Source organism: Leptospira licerasiae serovar Varillal str. VAR 010, from assembly GCF_000244755.1.
In the GTDB taxonomy this organism is placed as follows: domain Bacteria; phylum Spirochaetota; class Leptospiria; order Leptospirales; family Leptospiraceae; genus Leptospira_B; species Leptospira_B licerasiae.
The window spans coordinates 472,624-491,448 of the sequence record NZ_AHOO02000013.1 but is presented as its reverse complement, the minus strand read 5'-3'; the positions used below and the strand labels follow the sequence as shown (position 1 = coordinate 491,448).

Here is an 18,825-nt window from a genome sequence, read left to right as displayed (position 1 = left end):
GCAAAAACTCCTTAGAATCGGTAGTCACCGATACCGAATACGAACTGGAATGCATTATCAGATTCGTATCTCTCGAACGGTGCCCAGAAATTTCCGGTAGGTTTTAACTTTTGAGCGAAGTAAATACGTAGAGGTAGAACCGGGATTTGGACCCTTAAACCCACGCCCCAAGAGTATCTCATTCTATCCATCGCAACGTTATCCGAGGACAGGATCAATCTTCCCGGGTTATTCAATTCGTCGTAGGTTACGTCCGCCTTTCGTCCATTTTGCAAATTGAAATTGTTTTGGATGTACCATCCGATCGGGTTTGCCGCAATCTGATCCGCTTTATTCTTATCGTAAGATTCGAAATAATCTTTTTTAGTTCCTGTGGCGCGGTTCACCTGTTCGTAAAGCGCTCCTCCGTCCAAGAAGACTACGAGCCAGAGCAAGCTCGGCTCAATCGGAATACGGATCTCAGTATCGAAAAGAATACGATGTTGAGCACCGTCTCTCCATTCTACAGGATACTTTTGATCGTTATAATACCAACCTCTTAAGGACTCGTATCCCCCTATGATGAGCAAATCCTGAGGACGAATATAAGGGTCCTGGACCGGGTCTTGGTTATGAGAGCCTCCCGCAGGAGACCTTTGGAAAATAAAAGTGTCCGAGGTCCTAAATTCCTGAACAACTCTCCATCTACGAAGAGCGTTGTTTCGGATCAAACCTCCGAAAGTAAAATCGAACCAAGTATGATAATATTCCGCTAAGATCCTATATTGGTCGAAGTGGGAAGACCCGCCCAAATACTGCCCGACGTTATCTACCTGGAAAAGAAGATCATAACCTCGAGTAGGTGCAAATACGTTGTCACGGATATCATAAGCGAGGCCGTTCGTGACCTGAGAACGGAACTGCCACCCTCTTCTTACGTTAGCCAAAACCGCATCTGACACGAGCGCAGTCGGGTTGGAATAAGAATAGAATGCAGGAGTGTACCTATGGAAGTGTGTCCAGTTGGTCCCGAGCCTATGAGCCACTCCCATGGTGACTCCCAAACCGTTGTTATCATAGGTCGCATTTTCTACCGTAGGAGCGGTTGTACTATCCGAAATGGAGATCGTAGAAGTGGAACCCAAGAATATCGTTCTTGAGAAGTAGAACATGGAAAGTGATAAAGACCAAGGAGTATCGTACATCCAAGGTTCAGTCCAAGAGATCTGGAAGGATCTACGATAGGGTCCAAACTCCAAACGCCCTGAAACTTTTTGTCCGGTCCCGTTTAAGTTGTTTTCACCTATTTCCGTAAAAATGGTAAATCCTGTGATGGTCCCGTAACCGCCACCCATGGAAACCGTTCCGGTAGGTTGTTCTAAGACTTCGATGACAAGGTTCATCTTTGTATCGTCCGAACCGGGTCTCATATTAAAGTTTACTTCTTTGAAGTAACCTAGGTTAAAGATCCTTTCCCTAGAGCGGTTTACCAAACTGGAATCGAATAAATCTCCCGGTTTGAAAAGTAACTCCCTGCGGATCACCTTGTCCTGTGTTTTTTTATTCCCTTTGATGATTACGTTTTCGATCTGAGCAAGATTGTTTTCACGAATGGTAAAGTCCACGTGAACGAATTTACGCCCTCTCAGTTCGGGATTATCCCTATAAATTTCTCTTAATTTGCGGATATTTAATTGTTTGTATTCTTCTTCGCAGGATTTTTTTTCCAACTCAGTTCTTCTGGATGTACAATTTTCGTAATATTCCAAACTTTCAGAATCCAAAGAGACGATCTTTCTTCTTGGAATTACCTGGGCGAAAATATGACCCTTGGAACCGTAGAGTTCGTTTACTGTGGCCCTGTCTCTGGAAAATACAGTTTCGTCGAAAACTTCTCCCGCATCTTTGGCGCTATAATCCAAGGATTTTTCGATCTCAGGGATCGTGAATAGAGGTTTTAATTTATCCTTAGGAGTTTCAGGCGGGTTATTCTCTTTGTTCAAGAAAATCGGTCTACCGTCCCCATCCGTAGTCATATCGTGAGAAACGGTATATCCGTTAAAGTAATACACCTGTCCCTCGTAGAGTTTGATATTGACTATGATCACCCTTCTATTTTTCTTTTCCGCGTTTTCCCAATGGATCTCCCAGTTGGTACCTTCTCGGATCAATTCTGAATCCAAGTAGCCTTTACTTCTTAGGTATGCTTGGATGACTTCCTTATCTTTTTCAAAAGAACTCTCTTTAAAGTTACCGCCTTCGAACAGGCCTTCTTCTTTTAACTCCATGAGCCCCAGGATCTCAGAAGTTTCGATCGTCTCGTTTCCATAGATATTGATCTTTGCGACCGGGATCTCTTCTCCCTCGTCGATGATAAAACGGACCTTTACCAAGTTTGTCTTAGGATCAGGTTTGCCGAGCTCCACTTTTACGTAAGCGAGGAAGAACCCTTCATCTTTATATTTTTGTAATATAATATCTCTAGATTTGGTGACCTTTTGAGGGGTGATGACCTCGTTGTCCTTGAGAGGCATTTTATCCCTAAGATCAGCGGGAAAAACTTCGTCCGCCCCGATAAATTCGATATCCTTGACTCTCGGTCTTTCCCTAAGTTCGAAAATGACCCGTACACCGCCTTCCATTTCTTCCGCTTTAATATCTATAAAGTAGAAGAATCCGGATGCAAATAACGCTTTAAGATCTCTATCAATAATCCCTTTAGTGAGAAGTTTACCGGTCCGGAGTTCCAAAAGACCGCTAATATCCGAGTCGGATGTATTTTTGTTTCCGTTAAATTTTATTTCTCTAACGATCTTTCCGAAATAATCGGTTTTTTTGGAGAAAAGTTGAGAGATCTCGCCGGAGTAAAAAAAGAATCCGCTTACAAAAATAACGGCAAAGGATTTATATATAGATACTTTTCGTTTCAAGAGTCTTTTGAAATCGCCTTAAGGCTTTATTTAAGATCGAGACGTTTTCATGTCTCGAAATAAGTCTTTAGATCCACCTGAGCGGATCACTGACCTCCCGGTTGACGAACCATCGCAAGATTAAATCTTGTTACTCCGGCTTCGTTCACTTTATCGATTACTTTGACGATGGTTTGGTAACTCGCTCCACCATCCCCTCTGATAATCACCCGATTTTTACTAGGTTCTTTTTTGTCTTTGTCGTCGCCTTGGTTTTGGCCATTGAACAATTTTATCTTTTCAGTCAGTTTTTCCAAAGGAACAGGCTCAGTGTCTTTATCTAGGAAAATTTTTCCGTCCTTATTGACAGTGATCACCAATTCGTCCTTTTTCTTTTCCTGCGCAGTGCTGGAAGATCTAGGGAGTTCTATTTTTACGACAGTGGATTTTTCCAAAGTCGCGTTCATCAAAAAATAAATTACGATGAAGCAAATAACGTCTATCATAGGCGCAAGCTCGATCTGGCCTGCCCTAAAACTTCCGCTCTCTCCCCGACTCCACTTCCTAAATTTCATTTTATTTTAAAAACCTAAGCGCCTGCTCGGAAAGACTTTCCATTTCGGAAATCGCATCTTCCTTTTTCTTTTGGAAGAAGTTATGGAAAATATAAGCAGGAATCGCAACTGCAAGTCCCATAGCTGTAGTGATCAATGCCTCACTGATCCCTACTTCTGCCCCTCTTGTTCCGGAACCCTCCGCAAAGGAGCGAATGATCCCTAGAACTGTTCCCAATACTCCTAAAAGTGGAGAGATAGTTGCGATAGTAGCTAACGGAGAAAGGAATTTTTCCATTCTCTGGATCTGATTTAATCCTTGGGTCAAAATTTCATCATCTACGGAAGATGCATTCTTTTTAAACTGTGTAATGCCTGCTTGTAAAACTTGGGAGACCGGCCCTTGGCTCAGACTTCTCATTAGGTCCGAAGCGGAATCGTAGTTTTTCTCTCTGAGTAGATCTTTGACCCTTCTCCAATCGTCAGGGGTTATGGACTTCCAACGAGAGAAGAAGATCAGCCTTTCTATGATGATTGTAAATCCTACTATAGAAACTAGAAGGATCAGAATAGGTACTGTTTCCGGTGGAATAATGGAAACCAAAGAATCTGTTTTGGCAAGAATCATATCGGCTTGAGGTTCTCCAAGGAGTAGGGTTTCCAACTCGGCTGTCCCTGCCAAACGATTTTTAAAAGGAAGTTTTCCTTTTTACCGGAAGCAAATTCTGCCCCGGTAAAAAGTGAAATTGAGAAGACGAATTATACCGCCTTCTTTTTGAGCAATTCCTTTGCGTGATGGAGAGCGCCTTTGGAGATATTTTGACCCGCGATCATTCTCGCAAGTTCCATGGTCCTCTCCTCCATTCCCAAGAATTCAGTCTCGGAGACAGTTCTTCCCTCTTTGAGTCTTTTACTCACAAGAAGATGATGGTCTGCAGCTGCTGCGATCTGCTGTAAATGTGTGACCAATATGATCTGATGAGTTTTAGAAAGGGTTCTGAGTTTTTTTGCTACGTCAGAAGCAATCTCTCCGCCCAGACCAGAGTCAATTTCATCAAAAACTAAAACTTTTCCGTCAAAATTGGAACCAAGCACACTTTTGATGGCCAACATTACTCTGGAAATTTCTCCCCCGGAAGCGATTTTACGAAGTGGTCTTGGCTTTTCTCCGGGGTTCGGACTGAAATAGAATTCAGCCTGATCCAATCCGAATTCGTTTACCAAATAAGACTTTCCTTGGGCTTCTACTTCTCCTTCGGGACTTGTTTCCCAGCGAAGTACCACTTGTAGTCCGGCTCCTTTCATTCCCAAAACTTCCAGCTCCGATTTGAGTTTGGACTCGAACTTGTTCAATACCTCCCTTCTAGATTTAGAAAGTTGCAAACATGCTTGGGTCAATTTGTCCGCAGCCTTTTTCTTTTCCTTTTCCAGAGATGTTTTAGAATCTAGATTTTGTTCTAGGGCGGAAAGTTCGTCTTCTGCCTTCTTCTTCGTTTCTAAAATTTCAGAGATTGAATTTCCGTATTTTTTTTTCAGTTTTTGGATCAGATCCAGTCTGGATTGAACGTGAGAGAGTCTTTCCGGAGAAAAAAATACCTCTTCCTTTTGGTCCTGGGCAGTGGCATTGATCTCACGGATAGTAACATATGCCTCCTTAAGTGCAGAATCCATTTCGTTTAATGATTCGTTCAAAATTTTGATCTTATCGGAAGCAGCCAATACTTTCGGAAAAATTCCCAAAACGGAAGATTCGCTTTCATGCAAGTAGCCAGTGATTATATCCAAGTTTTCCGCGAGTTTTTCGCCATGAACGAGTAGGTTCTCCTCCTTACTTAGTTCTTCCTCTTCTCCAAGTTTTAAGTTTGCAGAATGGATCTCTTCGATCTGGTATTGAAGTATCTCTTTTTTACGATTTCTGTCCGCGTGAGATAATTCCAATTCTTCTAGTCTTTTTTTGAGACTTTTATAGGTTAAAAAACCTTCCTTAACCTCTCCTCTAAGAGTATGCAACCCTGCAAAACTATCCAGGATGTCCAATTGTTGTGCCTTGTCCAAAAGCAGAATTTGGTCGTTTTGGTTATGCACTTCGGATAGGATCTCTCCTAAACCGCGAAGCACCTGCGCGGAAGAAAGAGAATGATTGATCTGTATCTTTGTTTTTCCGTCTCGAGTGAATTCTTTTCGGATCACGATCACAGGGCCGTTTAAAGGGAATCCGTGTTCCTGCATCCACGTCTTTGCGCCTGGATTCTGAGAAATATCGAACTCAGCCTCTAGACAATACTTATCCGAGCCGGTTCGGATATCCATTGTGCTACTCTTACCACCGAGCAAGGAAGAAAGAGCATCCAGTAGGAGGGATTTTCCGGAACCTGTTTCTCCAGTAATCGCAGTTAAGCCCCCTCTTAAGTCGATCTGGGCGGATTCAATTAATGCAAAATCTCGAATTGTAATTGTTTGAAGCATGGTTTTTCTCCTGACAACAATATACTAATCGAATATTTATCTATTTATGTAAACTATTTTTTTGTATAGTATTTCTTAAAAATATACGAATTTAGCTTTTCGGTTTCTTCTTCCTTCTCTCCTTTTTGGGAGAGAAGGAAAATTGATTTCACTGAGGGCGCAACTTTCCCTGGAGCATCTTTTGAAACTGTTCCTTTGGCAGGGTCATTTGTTTTGTTTCACTTTCCGACGGAGTCATTTTCTGGATCGATTTTGCATCCGCAACACCTGCGCAAGGCTCCTGCAAATTAGGTTGTTTCCCTTTGATCGCCCGGATCCATGTGCAAGCAATCTTCATATAACCGGACGCATTCGGATGTACTCCATCCCCTGAATAGTCAGATCCTTGCTGTAATAATTGGGACATATCCACAAGAGCCATCCTTGCTCGATTGGCAGGGGGAACATTTATCCAATTATTCGAAATATAATTATTATACTTAAAGATGACTTTATTAACAGTGTTATAGTCGAAATTGAAATAAGAAGCTTGGGGCGCCGAAACCTGGATAATTTTTGCCACAAATATATATGCCTTCGGGTTATTCACAAGCAATTGATTGAGCAAAAGGAAAAGATTAGCTCCGGCAGTAGACGCAATTTGATCGATTTGAGCATCCGTGGGATTTGCAATTTTTAGGATCGGCCACATATCGTTCGTTCCGGCATGTACTAACGTGATGTCGGAGAAGCTTGGCAGACCAGCAATCGGTATCAAATCAGCAGTCGTCCAACCAGGATAACCGTCATGCATCTGGGTAAACGATTCCCATTGGCTTATATTAGATCCTCCTGCTTGGTATCCTTCCGTACTAAATACTATTCCATCGTTATTAAAGGAGAAGACTGCCATCCAGCCACGATATCCTCCTCCTATGGCGATCGGCGGGGAGCAAATAAACTGATTAACAGCGCTTACGTAACAAAACGGAAAGCCGTAGGCAAATTGTACTCCGTACGTAATCGAATCGCCGAACGGTCTGATTCGAACCGGATTATTAAGATTATATGGTACAGTTTGCGCTTGTAACGATATATTACAAAGAAAAAGTAATAGAGCAAATTTCCCAAGATAGATTTTTTTTAATTTCATCGGGTTTTCCTTTTAAATTAAGTAATTCTGACTGTATTTCAGTATAAACGAAACCGTTCGCTTTAGGCTAAAATATTTCCATTCTTAAATATAGAATGTTAATTATAAATAATATTATAATTTATAAAAAATTTAAAAATCTGAATTCTATTTACGGATCAACAAGGAATTATACGACTAACTTGAATTTTTATTTATGAACCTGGATCGATACCCAAGAAAAAGTTTGTTCTACGATGAATAACAGTCTCTCTAGACCCCTTTTGCGCCGATGAATTATTTCTCAGGAATTCGAAAGTAAAATAGAGAATTAGATCCCTTTCCTACAATCCGCGAAAGATCGAGCCAAGGTATAAAACTCCAGATCTTTTATAGTATTCAAACAAAACACTTGCATGCCTTGTGCGACACTCCGCTTTCACTGCGGATATCTTCCCTCCCTATGGGACCTCGATAAGGTAAAAGTTTGGTCCGATCTGGACAAAGTTCGGTGGATCGGACACGACCCACCGAACCGTTTGTATCCTTTTTGAGATCTGGGAGGCTCCGATTTTTGATTGCATGATTCGTCCTAGGGGAAACACTGGGTATCGATTTTTCCCCGCAGAGGACTAAACGAGCATGGCAAAAAGTTTCAAACATTTAGACGCCCAGCTCTCCGAATACATCCTCAACCGCTCCCGCATCTCCGTTCAATCTTCCAGAATGAACTCCAAATTGGAAAAATACGTTCTACGTATTCTTACGGAAGTTCTGGAAAAATTAGGCCAAACTAGATACATCGAGATGTTGTATACGATCACCAAAGAAATGGCGATCAATGGAGTAAAGGCCAACCAAAAAAGGGTTTTCTTCGAAGATCTAGGTTTGGACATCCGAAATCATGAACATTACGACCAAGGTCTGGCCCAATTCAAAGAGAACTTCTCCGAAAAAATGGCCGACGAATACGGTAAACGTTGTCTTGCCAGAGGCGTGTTTGTCAAAATTTCGGTCACCTATACCACTGATGGTCTAGTGGTCGAAGTCGTGAATAACACCCCAGTGATCGAGATCGAAGAATCTCGTATGCGGGAGAAGATGAAAAAGGCGATGGAATACAACGATATCGCCGAGTTCTATATGGATAATATGGACAATACCGAGGGGGCCGGTCTTGGGATCGCCCTTATCATGATCCTTCTCAAAAGTGAGAATATTGATCCGAAGTTATTCAGGATCCAAACCAGCGCCGCTGAAACCGTCGCCAGGGTAGAGATCCCTTTCACCGACAATTACGTAACCATTAGAAGTAAGGAAATCAACCAAGTTGGAAATCACAAATAAAACTGCCGTAATCACCGGTTCCGCCGGAGGTTTAGGCAAAGAAATGGCCCTTCATTTTGCGAAATTGGGAGCCAATATCGTTCTATCGGACATCTCCGCTGACAAACTTGCCGGTGCTAAAAAAGAGATCGAAGCATTAGGCGCAAAGGTAATCGCAGTTCCGACAGACGTTTCTAAGGAAAAAGACGCCGTAGAGCTGATGGAACAAGCCGTTTCCGCTTTCGGATCGGTAGATATCGCAGTTTTGAACGCAGGGATATTGAGAGACGGTCTCTTAATAAAAGCTGATAAACAAACCGGTAAAGTAGCCTCCAAGATGTCTTTAGCAGAATGGCAGGCGGTGATCGACGTTAACCTGACTGGAGTTTTCTTAACAGGTAGAGAAGCGGCGGTCCAAATGGTAAATAACGGTACAAAAGGGGTAATCATCCCTATCGCTTCCGTTTCTATGCATGGTAACCCTGGTCAAACCAACTATTCCGCAGCAAAAGCGGGTGTCGCAGCCATGACCAAGTTATGGGCCAAGGAACTTAGCCGTTACGGTATCAGGGTCGCAGGTATAGCGCCCGGTTTTATCGCTACTGAAATGGTAATGAAAGACATGAATCCGGAAGCTCTCAAAAAATGGGAAGCTCTTATCCCGATCGGTAGATTGGGTAGACCGGATGAAATTGCAAGTACTGCGGTATTCATCGCCCAAAACGATCTGGTAGACGGAGTCGTTTTGGAAATTTCCGGAGGGGTCAAAATTTGACCCCTTTGTTCCTTTTATTCCCTTCTTCAGTCCATTAGTTTTCCTTAATTCTTCCACACTTTTGCCTTTAATAATCCCGTTTCGCCTATCTTAGTTAGGCCCACACTTCAAAACGTTTTCTTGAATTAGAATTCCGGCAAATTCGAAGTTTATAATAGTACATATTTAGTTTATTGTTAAATTAGAATATTGAGTTTTTGGGATCTTCTAAACGTAAGAGGGTTCTAATATTCGAAGGATTGAAAGTTATAATATTCAATATATGTAAGCTTTGAGGTTATTACTTCTACAATTGGTAATAAATTATTTTCCATTTTATTTACATAATTATATCATAATTTACATGATTTATAATTTTACAAAAAATAGAGATACTTTTCGGAAATCCTTGTAAATTTCAAAGGTTATGTTAGAGTGGATTCAAATACAACAGAAGGCAGATTATGGCAGCCCAAAAGTTAGAAATTAAAAAAACTCATCTGGATTCTACCATCCGCGGACTTAAAGCAGTAGCTCATCCTGACAGATTAAAAATCCTTCTCCATCTTTCTAGAAAAGAACATAGCGTTGGAGAACTTGTAGACGCACTTGGTATCAGCCAATCAGCTGCATCTCAACACTTAAGCAAAATGAAAGAAGCAGGATACCTAGGAAGCAAAAAAGTTTCCAACCAAGTATTCTACTCCATCAAAGACGCAAAATTCAAAGCATTCGCAAAATCTTTACTTCAGATCTTTTCTAAGTAATTAATAGCTGTGGGGGGTTCAAATGGACCCCTTTGACTATTCTTCCTTTCTCAGCAAATTCACGTAATCCGCAATCGCAGTTTCCAGATCGGTAAATCCTTCTTTATAACCGCTTGAGATCAGTTTTTGGGTCTCCGCTTTCGTATAGTATTGGTATTTTGCCTTTAAACTCTCAGGCATTTCCATATATTCTATATTCTCCGGTTTTCCCATTGCCTTAAATAATGCGGAAGCAAGCGATTTCCAAGTCTCAGCTTGTCCTCTTCCCACATTATATAATCCAAATTTACGGTTTTCTAAAAGATACAAGCTGATCTTTGCCGCATCTTTTACGTATAGGAAGTCTCTCTTTTGCTCCCCATCCTTATAGTCGGGACGATAGGACTTGAATAATCTTAACTTTCCTTCGGAGGAGATCTGTTCGTATCCTTTTAATACTACAGATCTCATATCTTCTTTGTGAGCTTCTCCGAATCCGAAAATATTGAAGTATTTCACTCCGGTGATCTTATCTAAAAACCCTTTCTTTAATGCGTATAGATCGAACATATGTTTTGAGTAACCATACATATTCAACGGTTTGAGAGAATGGATCGGAGCCTTATCGTCGTATCCGAATTGCCCGTCTCCGTATGTAGCTGCCGAAGAAGCGTATAAAAAATGTATCTTTTTACGTAAAGACTCTTCGGCTAAGATCTTCGTATATTCGTAATTGTTTCGGATCAAATAAGAAGCATCCGTTTCCGTTGTGGATGAACAGGCGCCCAAATGGAAAATATGAGAATAATCTTTTAAAATATCCGTGGTTTGGACTTTTTGTAGGAATTCCTCTTTTTCGGAATAATCAGTATATTCTAAACCTCTTAGGTTTTTCCATTTGGTGCTCGTACCTAAATGGTCTACGATAAGTATGTCCGAAATCCCTTGCTCGTTTAGAAGTCTTACTATATTACTTCCGATCAGTCCGGCCCCGCCGGTAACGATGACTCGCTTCATTCCCATTCTTCCATTTAATTCTAGTCCGTAAAGCAGGCTTCAAAAGCCTAAGGGACAGGTTCCTATAGCGAATCCAAAAGTCTACCAAATCTAGTCTCCACTTGTTTGGAGATCCTAGCGTCTTCTTCTAGGACAGGTGGATACCAAGTTTTTAATCTAGAATCCACAAGTATCGGGCCTTGGAAAGAAATGTGATTACGCACAACTTTAGAATCTCCAAAGATATCCGCAGCAGGTTCGAATCTTGTGAATACATTCCAGATAAAATCATGATCCGATTTTGTGGCCTCTTCCGAATTATCCACCAAGAACACAAATAAGAATCCTTGAATGATCGCTTCTTTGCGAAGTACCTCTAAGGCCCCATCCCCCTTTCTGTATTTCGGTCCGGAAACAACCAAAACTCCAGGGCAATATACTTTAGGATTTTTGAATTTAGAATTTTTAATATTTGAAGTAATCTTAGGTTTCAGTTTTTGGGTTTTAGGTCCGACTCCCAATAAAACAGCCTTACTTCCTTCATTCACTTTCGGTCCTGTATAATCCAGAGTGTCTTGAGAAATATTAGAGAATATATGTAGGTCTGTTTCCGGTTGGAATCTTTCCAGAGCCGCAAGGAATGTTGTTTTAAAATCCATTAACGGGACTTCTTGGTCGGTCACGATCAGGAATTTAGTGAGAGATAGTTGTCCTTCTCCCAATATCCTAAGGGCGCCCATGAATGCTTCTTTTTTGTATCTTTCTTTTACGATAGCTGCCGCCAAGGAATGTACACCGGACTCTTCGTAAGCCCAAATTCCTTTTACCTGAGGCATCACGATCGGGAACATCGGAGATAGCAGATGTTGTAAATATTCTGCGATCCAGTGGTCTTCTTGCGGAGGACGTCCTACAACTGTTGCGGGCCAAATCGCATCCTTACGTGCGAAAATTTTATCTACCTCGAATACTGGATAATCATGTTTTAAAGCATAATATCCATAATGGTCTCCGAAAGGACCTTCCGGTCTTCTGATCTTAGGAGGGATTTTTCCGATCAACGCAAAGTCCGCATCCGCAACGATAGGAAGTGGGCTGATCTTCTTGTTTTTTATAACTTTCAATCTTTCGCCCAATAAAAGTGAGGCGAGAAGGAATTCACTGATCTCTTCCGGAAGCGGGGCCACTGCCGATATTGTAAGCGCAGGCGGACCTCCTACATAAATATGTGCAGGTAGTGCGTTACCCTCTGCTTCCGCTTCCGAATAATGAAAGCCACCACCCCTATGGATCTGTATATGCATCCCGGTGAGTTTTGGCTCGTGGAATTGGATGCGATACATTCCCAAATTTCCTTTTCCGGTTTTGGGGCTTTCCGTATAGACCAACGGTAATGTGATAAATCTTCCCGCGTCTTTAGGCCAGGATTTTAAGGCAGGCAATTCTTCTGTGCTTTGTAACTCGGAATCAAGAACGGGAGCCTTACTTACTTTTCGTAATCCGACTTTCAAAGCTGTCCAGGCAAGAGACCTTGCTTCCCAGACTTTTTTAGGAGTGGGAGGCATCAGATGTTTTGCAGTATATGCAATTTTTTGAATAAACTTTTCGGGATCTTCTCCGAACGCTATTTTGATCCGGTTCTCCGAGCCGTATAGATTAGTAGCTACGGAAAATTTGGACCCTTTTACATTCGAGAATAGAACTGCAGGCCCTCTTTTGGAAACTACCCTTCTTTGGATCTCGGCGATCTCCAGAATAGGGTCCACTTCTTCTTTGATCTCCAAAAGTTCTCCTTTTTTTGAAAGTTCTTTTACGAATTCGGAAGTGGATCGAATGTTCATAGTGTTTCCTTTTGGCGATTTGTTTAATTTTCTATCCCCGGCAGGACTGCTCCGTCTTTAGCCAAGGTCTGTTTGATCTTTTTTGCAATGGAAGAAGGGAACTCCGTCTCCAAATTTTTCCAATTACAGTATTTGATCTCTATAGAAGGGCGAATTTTACGAAAATTCTCCAGGATCTTTTTTTCCGTTCTTGGATCCAGGCCCGTTTCAGAAACGAAACCTTGGATCTTATGGTGAGTGATCGAATGTTTAAATTTGATCCCGAGATCGGCTGGTTTTAAAGTCCAATCCAAAACAGGATCCGCTTCATAAGGATTTTTTCCTTCGAATGAAAAAGGTAAAGAATATATCGTTTTAAAAAACCTTCTCTCCGGATAACGAACGAGTAATATTCCTTGTTCGGTTTTTAGGATATAGAAACGAATATTTAAGGGGATTTCCTTTTTTTTCTTTTCCATCTCCGGAATCCTTTCTTGGACCCCGTTTTGATAGGCTAAGCAGTCGTTCTGAAGAGGACATTCATTACATAAAGGTTTTGGAATACAGATGCGGGCACCCAATTCCATCACTGCCTCGTTATGATCTCCCGGAAATTCCAAGTTCAAAAAAGAATCGGCAATTTTTTGCAAGGCCGGATCCGCTTTAGGTCCCGACTCTTTGAACATGACTAAACGAGAAAGAACTCTTTTCGCGTTTCCATCCAAAACGGCAAAAGGTAGATTGTAAGAAATAGAAAGAATAGCACGGGCGGTATAAGGTCCAACGCCAGGAAGAGAAAGAGCATCGTCCAAACTTTTGGGAAACTTCCCACCGAACTCGTTCACGAGTTTTTGAACTCCAGCCAAAAGATTTTTAGCCCTGGAATAATAACCCAGACCTTGCCAATAACGAAATACTTCTTCTTCTTCCGCGACCGCAAGATCTTCCGGTTTTGGAAATCTATGCATAAACTTTTCGTAAAGAGGAAGCATTGCTGCAACTCTTGTCTGTTGCAACATGATCTCGCTTACCCAAGTCGAATAAGGAGTTCTGTTCTTTCGAAATGCCAGGTCTCTCTTTTCTTTTAAGAACCAATTTCTAAGCTTTAAATTCGTTTTTGGATCGAATTCGTAGGCCGGAAGATCGACTTCTTTTTGTTTCAGACCTGCGCGCATGTATCTGACTATCCAAGCCTTTTACTCCAGGGAGAAAAGGAGTTTTCGAAGCGGATTTGTTGGAATTCCTACAAAATTGTTTTGGGTGCCCCACCCAAATTCTGGGTGGGGGCCGCCGGTGGTACGGGGCAATCTCTAATCAGCCCGCCATATCACAAAAAACCCAAACCAGCAAGTATATTCTGAATCCTAAACTCTGTAGGAGCTCCTACAAGAACACTTCCACAATAACTTACAGTAAAAACCCTCCGGAAACCTCTAGGTCTTGTGCAGTTACCCAAGAGAACTCATCGGACAATAAATTTACGATCACCTTAGCGATATCATCCGGACTTCCTATTCTTCCCAGAGCAGTCTGGTCCGCTAACGGTTGGATGTATTCCGGATATTTATCAAAGGCACCACCTCCAAGGTTCGTGTGCGTAGGACCGGGAGAAACCGCATTCACTCTGATCCTTCTAGGAGAAAGCTCCTTCGCAAGATACTTTGTCCAAGAAGTTAAAGCTGCTTTGGAAGCTCCATAAGCGGAATATCCTACAAAAGATCCGTGACTGGATGAGCTGGACGTATTCACAATTTTCCCGCCATCTTCCATAAATCGGACAAGATATTGAGTTATAAAGAAAGGTCCTTTAAAATTCGTGTCCAGTATCTGATCGAAATATCCTTCCGTGATCTCTGTGAAAGGCATTCCCCCTCCGATACCTCCGTTATTCACTAAATAATCGAAAGTTTTTCTATTCCAAATCTCTTCTAGATTCTTTTTTACAAGTTCGGTAAAACTTTCGAAAGAAGACTTTTGACTTAAATCCAATTTAAGGCAAACAGCCTTTGCACCATTCTTCTCCACTTCCTTTACAACATCTTCCGCTCCTTTTCTATCCGAATGATAAGTTAAGATCACTCCGATCCCTCTTTTACCTAATTCGATCGCGGTATTTTTTCCGATCCCGTTACTTGCTCCTGTGACGATTGCTATATTCATGACGTCCTCCAATAGAATTTGATCTTAGATGATTTTATAAATTACGTAAAGATGCGATCATACCGATTGATTGCCTAATCCTACCGAACCATTATTAAATTGAAATATTCTCAGGATTTAGCTTTAGAAAATATACTGCTCTTTTTTATATTACAGAATGAAAGAAATCTTGAAAGAGATTGCCGAACTGACAATTCGCGCAACCTCTCAACCCACCAAGACCGCCCTTCCGAGAATATTACTCATAAAGGGAGAAGTATCCGAATATCAACTCGCCGCGATCTATGAGCCTATGATCGGATTAGTTGTCCAGGGAGGTAAAACAATCTCTATCGGAGAACGGACTATCCGATTTAAGGCACCTTCTTACTTTGTGATCTCTTCGGATATCCCTGCGACAGGAAAAGTGCAACAAGGCAAAAACGGACCTTATATATCCTTGGGCCTTGAGTTGGACCAAGACTCCATTCTGGATTTGTTGAATGACCTTCCTAAAGATCCTTCGGAAGAAAATGGAAATAAAGAATTTAAGGCATGTGAAGCTTCCTCAGAATTTTTGGAAGCTTGGCTAAGAATGCTCCGACTTCTGAAAACTCCGGAACATATCCCCGCACTCGCCCCAGTCTATGAAAGAGAAATATTATATAGAACTCTCCTTGGTCCGCAAGGATGGCGTTTGAGGAAATTCTGCCAAACCCAAGGCAAAGGACCGAATATCTATCCTGCAATTCGATGGATCAGAGAAAATTATACAGCCACCATGGAAATAAAACGTTTAGCAGAAAGATCCAGATTAGGGGTTACCACATTTCATAGACAATTTAAGCAGATCACAGGACTGAGCCCTGTCCAATTCCAAAAACAGCTTAGATTGCTCGAAGCAAGAAAACTTTTAGTCCATAGTGACTACTCTGCATCTCGTGCCGCCTTTGAAGTAGGATACGAAAGTATAACTCAATTCAATCGGGAATATTCCAGATTTTTCGGTGACTCTCCGATGAGAGATGCATCTAGCCTAAGAGAAAAATTAGCATTGACGAACTTTTAAGACTCATAAAAATCCAGCGATCGGTTTTTCTAAACGGAGAAGTAATCAAATGCAAAATTCTAAACTGAATGTCACTCTGGCTCGCTTAGTATTCGCTTCTACCGCTCTAGTTTGTTTCATGGGAGTTCTATTGGAACTTTGGTATGCTTACCATCACGAATCCTCTCTTCCGCCAAACGCAGGTTTCACTCGCACATTCGGTCCAGGAATTGGCAGCTTACTTAATCAATTTTCATTTTTCACGACTCAGTCCAATTTGATCTTAGGGATCACTACTCTTCTTCTTGTATTCAATTTGGATCGGACCTCATCTGCTTTCCATATTTGGAGATTGATCGGGATCATAGATATTACTATCACTGGTATCGTCTTTAATTTCGTACTGCAGACCGTTCCTAAGAACGATATAATTGCAGATACTGCGAGTCATCTAGAGCACGATATTGCTCCTATCATAGCGGTAATCGGTTGGGTCATTTTCGGACCTGCAAAAACGGTAACACTTCGCAGAATTCTTTTAGCTTCGATCCTTCCGATAGCTTATGCGGTATTCACATTAGTTAGAGGTGCTATTATAGAATGGTATCCATATAATATTATGGATGTTCCTCGTTTAGGTTATTCAGGAGTTTTTATAAATATTGTCGGGATCTTCGTTCTGTTTTTATTGATCGCGGGATTTTTAGCGATCCTAGATAGACTTTTATCCCCTAAATTCGGAAGAATCTCTTTGCCAAAATAACGAGTTAGTTTCGATAAAGCTCAGATTATTCTATAATACAAAATCGAAATAATAAGAAGATTAAATTTCGCAAATCTCTTCAGGAAATATCCGCTAAAAAGATTTGCAGCCATGTTAAACTATTACAGCATCGGGTAAGTTATGCGCTTCGCCCATAAGAAACTCGTTTTCTATTCTATCCTCCTAATCTTACCCGTAGCGAATTTTTCAGATTCAGAAATTACACCGGCGGACAAAGCAGCCCACCTTATAAAAATTTTAGAGGAGCAGCATTATGGAAAAGCCAAATTACTTAACGGAAAATATTATATCAACTCCGCAGAGCGTTTTCTTTCTGAATTAGATCCCCAGGGTTTGATTTATCTAAAAGAGGATATGCGGAAATTTTCCATAATGTTCCAAGAACATCAAAACCTTTCCGAACTCAATTCCGCGCTTTGGGAAATAGCCATTAGATTCGCCTTTCATTTTCGCAATAGGTTGTCATTATTTTTGGAAATGTTGGATCAGGACTCAGAGAATATCCCGGACGAATTTAGGATATACCAAAAAGGAAAAACTGAATATCAAAAAGACCTACCTTCCTTAAAGAAGAGATGGGCCAGTTACATAGAAAGTAAAGCCTTACAACAATTTTTCGAAATCGGAAAATATAGGTCATCTGATGAATTCTCAAAAGCTTTTAAAAAAGAAAGGAAAAAGATCAGAAGATCTATTCTAAACTTCGAAATCTATAGATTACGGAGCAGCTTGACTTCCTCCGATCAGATGATTGATTTATTAGGCTCTCAGTTTTTGGACGCAATGTTAAAAGAATTGGATCCACATAGTAGTTTTTATTCAGATTCCTTTCGAAAGAAATTTAGCTCCCCAGATCTTGATAAAGGTTTAAGTTTTGGGCTGGAATTCGAACATTCCCAATTTGGAGATACACGTATTTCAAAAATCTATCCAGGTGGAGCCGCTTGGAATTCTGGAGAGATCCATAAAGGAGACAAAATAGTAGAGATACGCAATTCGTTAAATTCCGATACAGGAACGGATGTAGCCGATATTTCCGCAGAGGAACTTTACATTCTAATCAACCGCGAAATTCCCCAAAAAGCATTCTTTAAGGTAAGAAAACTTTCAGGTAAAACAGTTTGGATCCAACTCCAAAAGACAAAAATAGCAAAGGAAGAGGATTTCATTTTTACCCAGGTATTAGAGGGAGAAAGAAAGATCGGCTATATCTATCTACCTTCTTTCTATACAGATTCGGAAACGGATCTCCTTGGATGTTCGGAGGACATAGCAAGAGCGATTTTAAAATTAAAACGCGAATCGATCGAAGGCCTGATTCTAGATGTAAGGGACAACTATGGCGGCTCTCTTCAGGAAGCTATGGATCTGGCCGGATTATTTATCGACGAAGGTCCTCTTTTTCTGAATGAAAACGGCAATCGGGAATTAAATATCTTGAAAGATCCGAACAGAGGAAGAATTTTTTCTGGTCCCTTGTTGATCCTCCAAAATTCCCAGAGCGCTTCCGGCCCTGAGTTCTTATCTCATGTATTAAAGGATTATAATAGAGCTTTGATCGTAGGCTCGTCTTCTTTCGGAAAGGCTAGCTCACAAAAATTTTTAACCATCAAAGATGGGAAATACAAGATCGATAAAATAAAATTAACTACAGGATTATATTACGGTTTAAATAATGTAAGTCACCAGCAAAAAGGCGTAGCACCTCACATAGAACTCCCTCAATGGAATAATTTCCCTCTTCGTGAAACAGATCTTGAAAATAGTCTTTTCCCAAACTCCATATCTAAGGAGATTCATTATGAAATTTTACCGGAACTCCCTATCCGCACTTTGAAAAATAAATCATCAGATCGAATTAAAAGAAATCATTTTTTTCAAAAGATAGACTCCATTCAAAGCGAAGCAAAAAAATGGCTATCTAAGCCCAAGGAAATACCCCTAGATCCAGAGGACTTTTTTGAATTCTATTCTGAAAGAGAGAATGTAATAAGTAAAATAAACGAAATTTCAGTTCTCAAAAGTTCAATTTTCAGCTCTCAATCAACCTTATTTGATAAAAAATCGTTTCATAGCGGTAGCTTAGAGAACCAAATATTCAAGGTCAAAAAAGATAGACTCGAATCCGATCCATATGTAGAAGAGTCTTACAACATTATTAGCGATTTCATAAATCATAATGAAGGAAAGTAG

General features: G+C 40.9%; 15 protein-coding genes. 6 read left to right on the top strand and 9 right to left on the bottom strand.

Annotation, left to right across the window (positions count from 1 at the left end; all coding sequences use genetic code 11):
• Positions 1–11: 11 nt before the first annotated feature.
• From LEP1GSC185_RS18180 to LEP1GSC185_RS18160, 5 genes are all read right to left on the bottom strand, one after another.
• Positions 12–2,909, bottom strand: coding sequence for a BamA/OMP85 family outer membrane protein (locus LEP1GSC185_RS18180; RefSeq protein WP_008592534.1), 2,898 nt, complete (start codon positions 2,907–2,909; stop codon positions 12–14).
• 86 nt (positions 2,910–2,995) lie between these two features.
• A complete protein-coding gene (locus tag LEP1GSC185_RS18175) occupies positions 2,996–3,463 on the bottom strand; it encodes an ExbD/TolR family protein (protein ID WP_008592349.1) in 468 nt (155 codons plus the stop codon).
• A gap of 1 nt (position 3,464) precedes the next feature.
• Positions 3,465–4,070: a MotA/TolQ/ExbB proton channel family protein gene (locus tag LEP1GSC185_RS18170; RefSeq protein WP_008592180.1), complete on the bottom strand. Its 606-nt coding sequence runs from the start codon at positions 4,068–4,070 to the stop codon at positions 3,465–3,467.
• Positions 4,071–4,201: 131 nt separating this feature from the next.
• Positions 4,202–5,908, bottom strand: coding sequence for a DNA repair protein RecN (gene recN, locus LEP1GSC185_RS18165; RefSeq protein ID WP_008592067.1), 1,707 nt, complete (start codon positions 5,906–5,908; stop codon positions 4,202–4,204).
• A 148-nt stretch (positions 5,909–6,056) separates the two neighbouring features.
• On the bottom strand, positions 6,057–7,040 hold the full coding sequence (locus tag LEP1GSC185_RS18160; protein ID WP_010515521.1) for a GDSL-type esterase/lipase family protein: 984 nt from the start codon (positions 7,038–7,040) through the stop codon (positions 6,057–6,059).
• Positions 7,041–7,661: 621 nt separating this feature from the next.
• Here LEP1GSC185_RS18160 and LEP1GSC185_RS18155 point away from each other — a divergent pair.
• The 3 genes from LEP1GSC185_RS18155 (at position 7,662) to LEP1GSC185_RS18145 (ending at position 9,866) form a co-directional block, all read left to right on the top strand.
• Positions 7,662–8,366 carry a hypothetical protein gene (locus LEP1GSC185_RS18155; RefSeq protein WP_008592866.1) on the top strand — a complete coding sequence of 235 codons (705 nt, stop codon included), beginning with the start codon at positions 7,662–7,664 and terminating at the stop codon, positions 8,364–8,366.
• Positions 8,350–9,120, top strand: a complete 771-nt coding sequence (locus tag LEP1GSC185_RS18150; protein WP_008592292.1) for an SDR family NAD(P)-dependent oxidoreductase — start codon at positions 8,350–8,352, stop codon at positions 9,118–9,120. Before LEP1GSC185_RS18155 ends, LEP1GSC185_RS18150 begins: the two co-directional genes overlap by 17 nt.
• A gap of 443 nt (positions 9,121–9,563) precedes the next feature.
• Positions 9,564–9,866 carry an ArsR/SmtB family transcription factor gene (locus LEP1GSC185_RS18145; protein WP_008592190.1) on the top strand — a complete coding sequence of 101 codons (303 nt, stop codon included), beginning with the start codon at positions 9,564–9,566 and terminating at the stop codon, positions 9,864–9,866.
• A gap of 36 nt (positions 9,867–9,902) precedes the next feature.
• Here LEP1GSC185_RS18145 and rfaD read toward each other — a convergent pair whose 3' ends face one another.
• The 4 genes from rfaD to LEP1GSC185_RS18125 form a co-directional block, all read right to left on the bottom strand.
• Positions 9,903–10,868 carry an ADP-glyceromanno-heptose 6-epimerase gene (gene rfaD / locus LEP1GSC185_RS18140; protein ID WP_010515518.1) on the bottom strand — a complete coding sequence of 322 codons (966 nt, stop codon included), beginning with the start codon at positions 10,866–10,868 and terminating at the stop codon, positions 9,903–9,905.
• 56 nt (positions 10,869–10,924) lie between these two features.
• Positions 10,925–12,682, bottom strand: a complete 1,758-nt coding sequence (locus LEP1GSC185_RS18135; RefSeq protein WP_008592765.1) for a UbiD family decarboxylase — start codon at positions 12,680–12,682, stop codon at positions 10,925–10,927.
• 23 nt (positions 12,683–12,705) lie between these two features.
• On the bottom strand, positions 12,706–13,836 hold the full coding sequence (locus tag LEP1GSC185_RS18130; protein ID WP_008592499.1) for an A/G-specific adenine glycosylase: 1,131 nt from the start codon (positions 13,834–13,836) through the stop codon (positions 12,706–12,708).
• 232 nt (positions 13,837–14,068) lie between these two features.
• Positions 14,069–14,821: an SDR family NAD(P)-dependent oxidoreductase gene (locus LEP1GSC185_RS18125; protein ID WP_008592677.1), complete on the bottom strand. Its 753-nt coding sequence runs from the start codon at positions 14,819–14,821 to the stop codon at positions 14,069–14,071.
• 157 nt (positions 14,822–14,978) lie between these two features.
• Between LEP1GSC185_RS18125 and LEP1GSC185_RS18120 the strand changes: the two genes are divergently transcribed.
• From LEP1GSC185_RS18120 to LEP1GSC185_RS18110, 3 genes are all read left to right on the top strand, one after another.
• Entirely contained in the window at positions 14,979–15,869 is an 891-nt protein-coding gene (locus LEP1GSC185_RS18120) for an AraC family transcriptional regulator (RefSeq protein WP_008592896.1), read from the top strand.
• A 49-nt stretch (positions 15,870–15,918) separates the two neighbouring features.
• On the top strand, positions 15,919–16,611 hold the full coding sequence (locus tag LEP1GSC185_RS18115) for a Pr6Pr family membrane protein (RefSeq protein ID WP_008592089.1): 693 nt from the start codon (positions 15,919–15,921) through the stop codon (positions 16,609–16,611).
• A gap of 141 nt (positions 16,612–16,752) precedes the next feature.
• Entirely contained in the window at positions 16,753–18,825 is a 2,073-nt protein-coding gene (locus LEP1GSC185_RS18110) for a carboxy terminal-processing peptidase (protein WP_008597264.1), read from the top strand.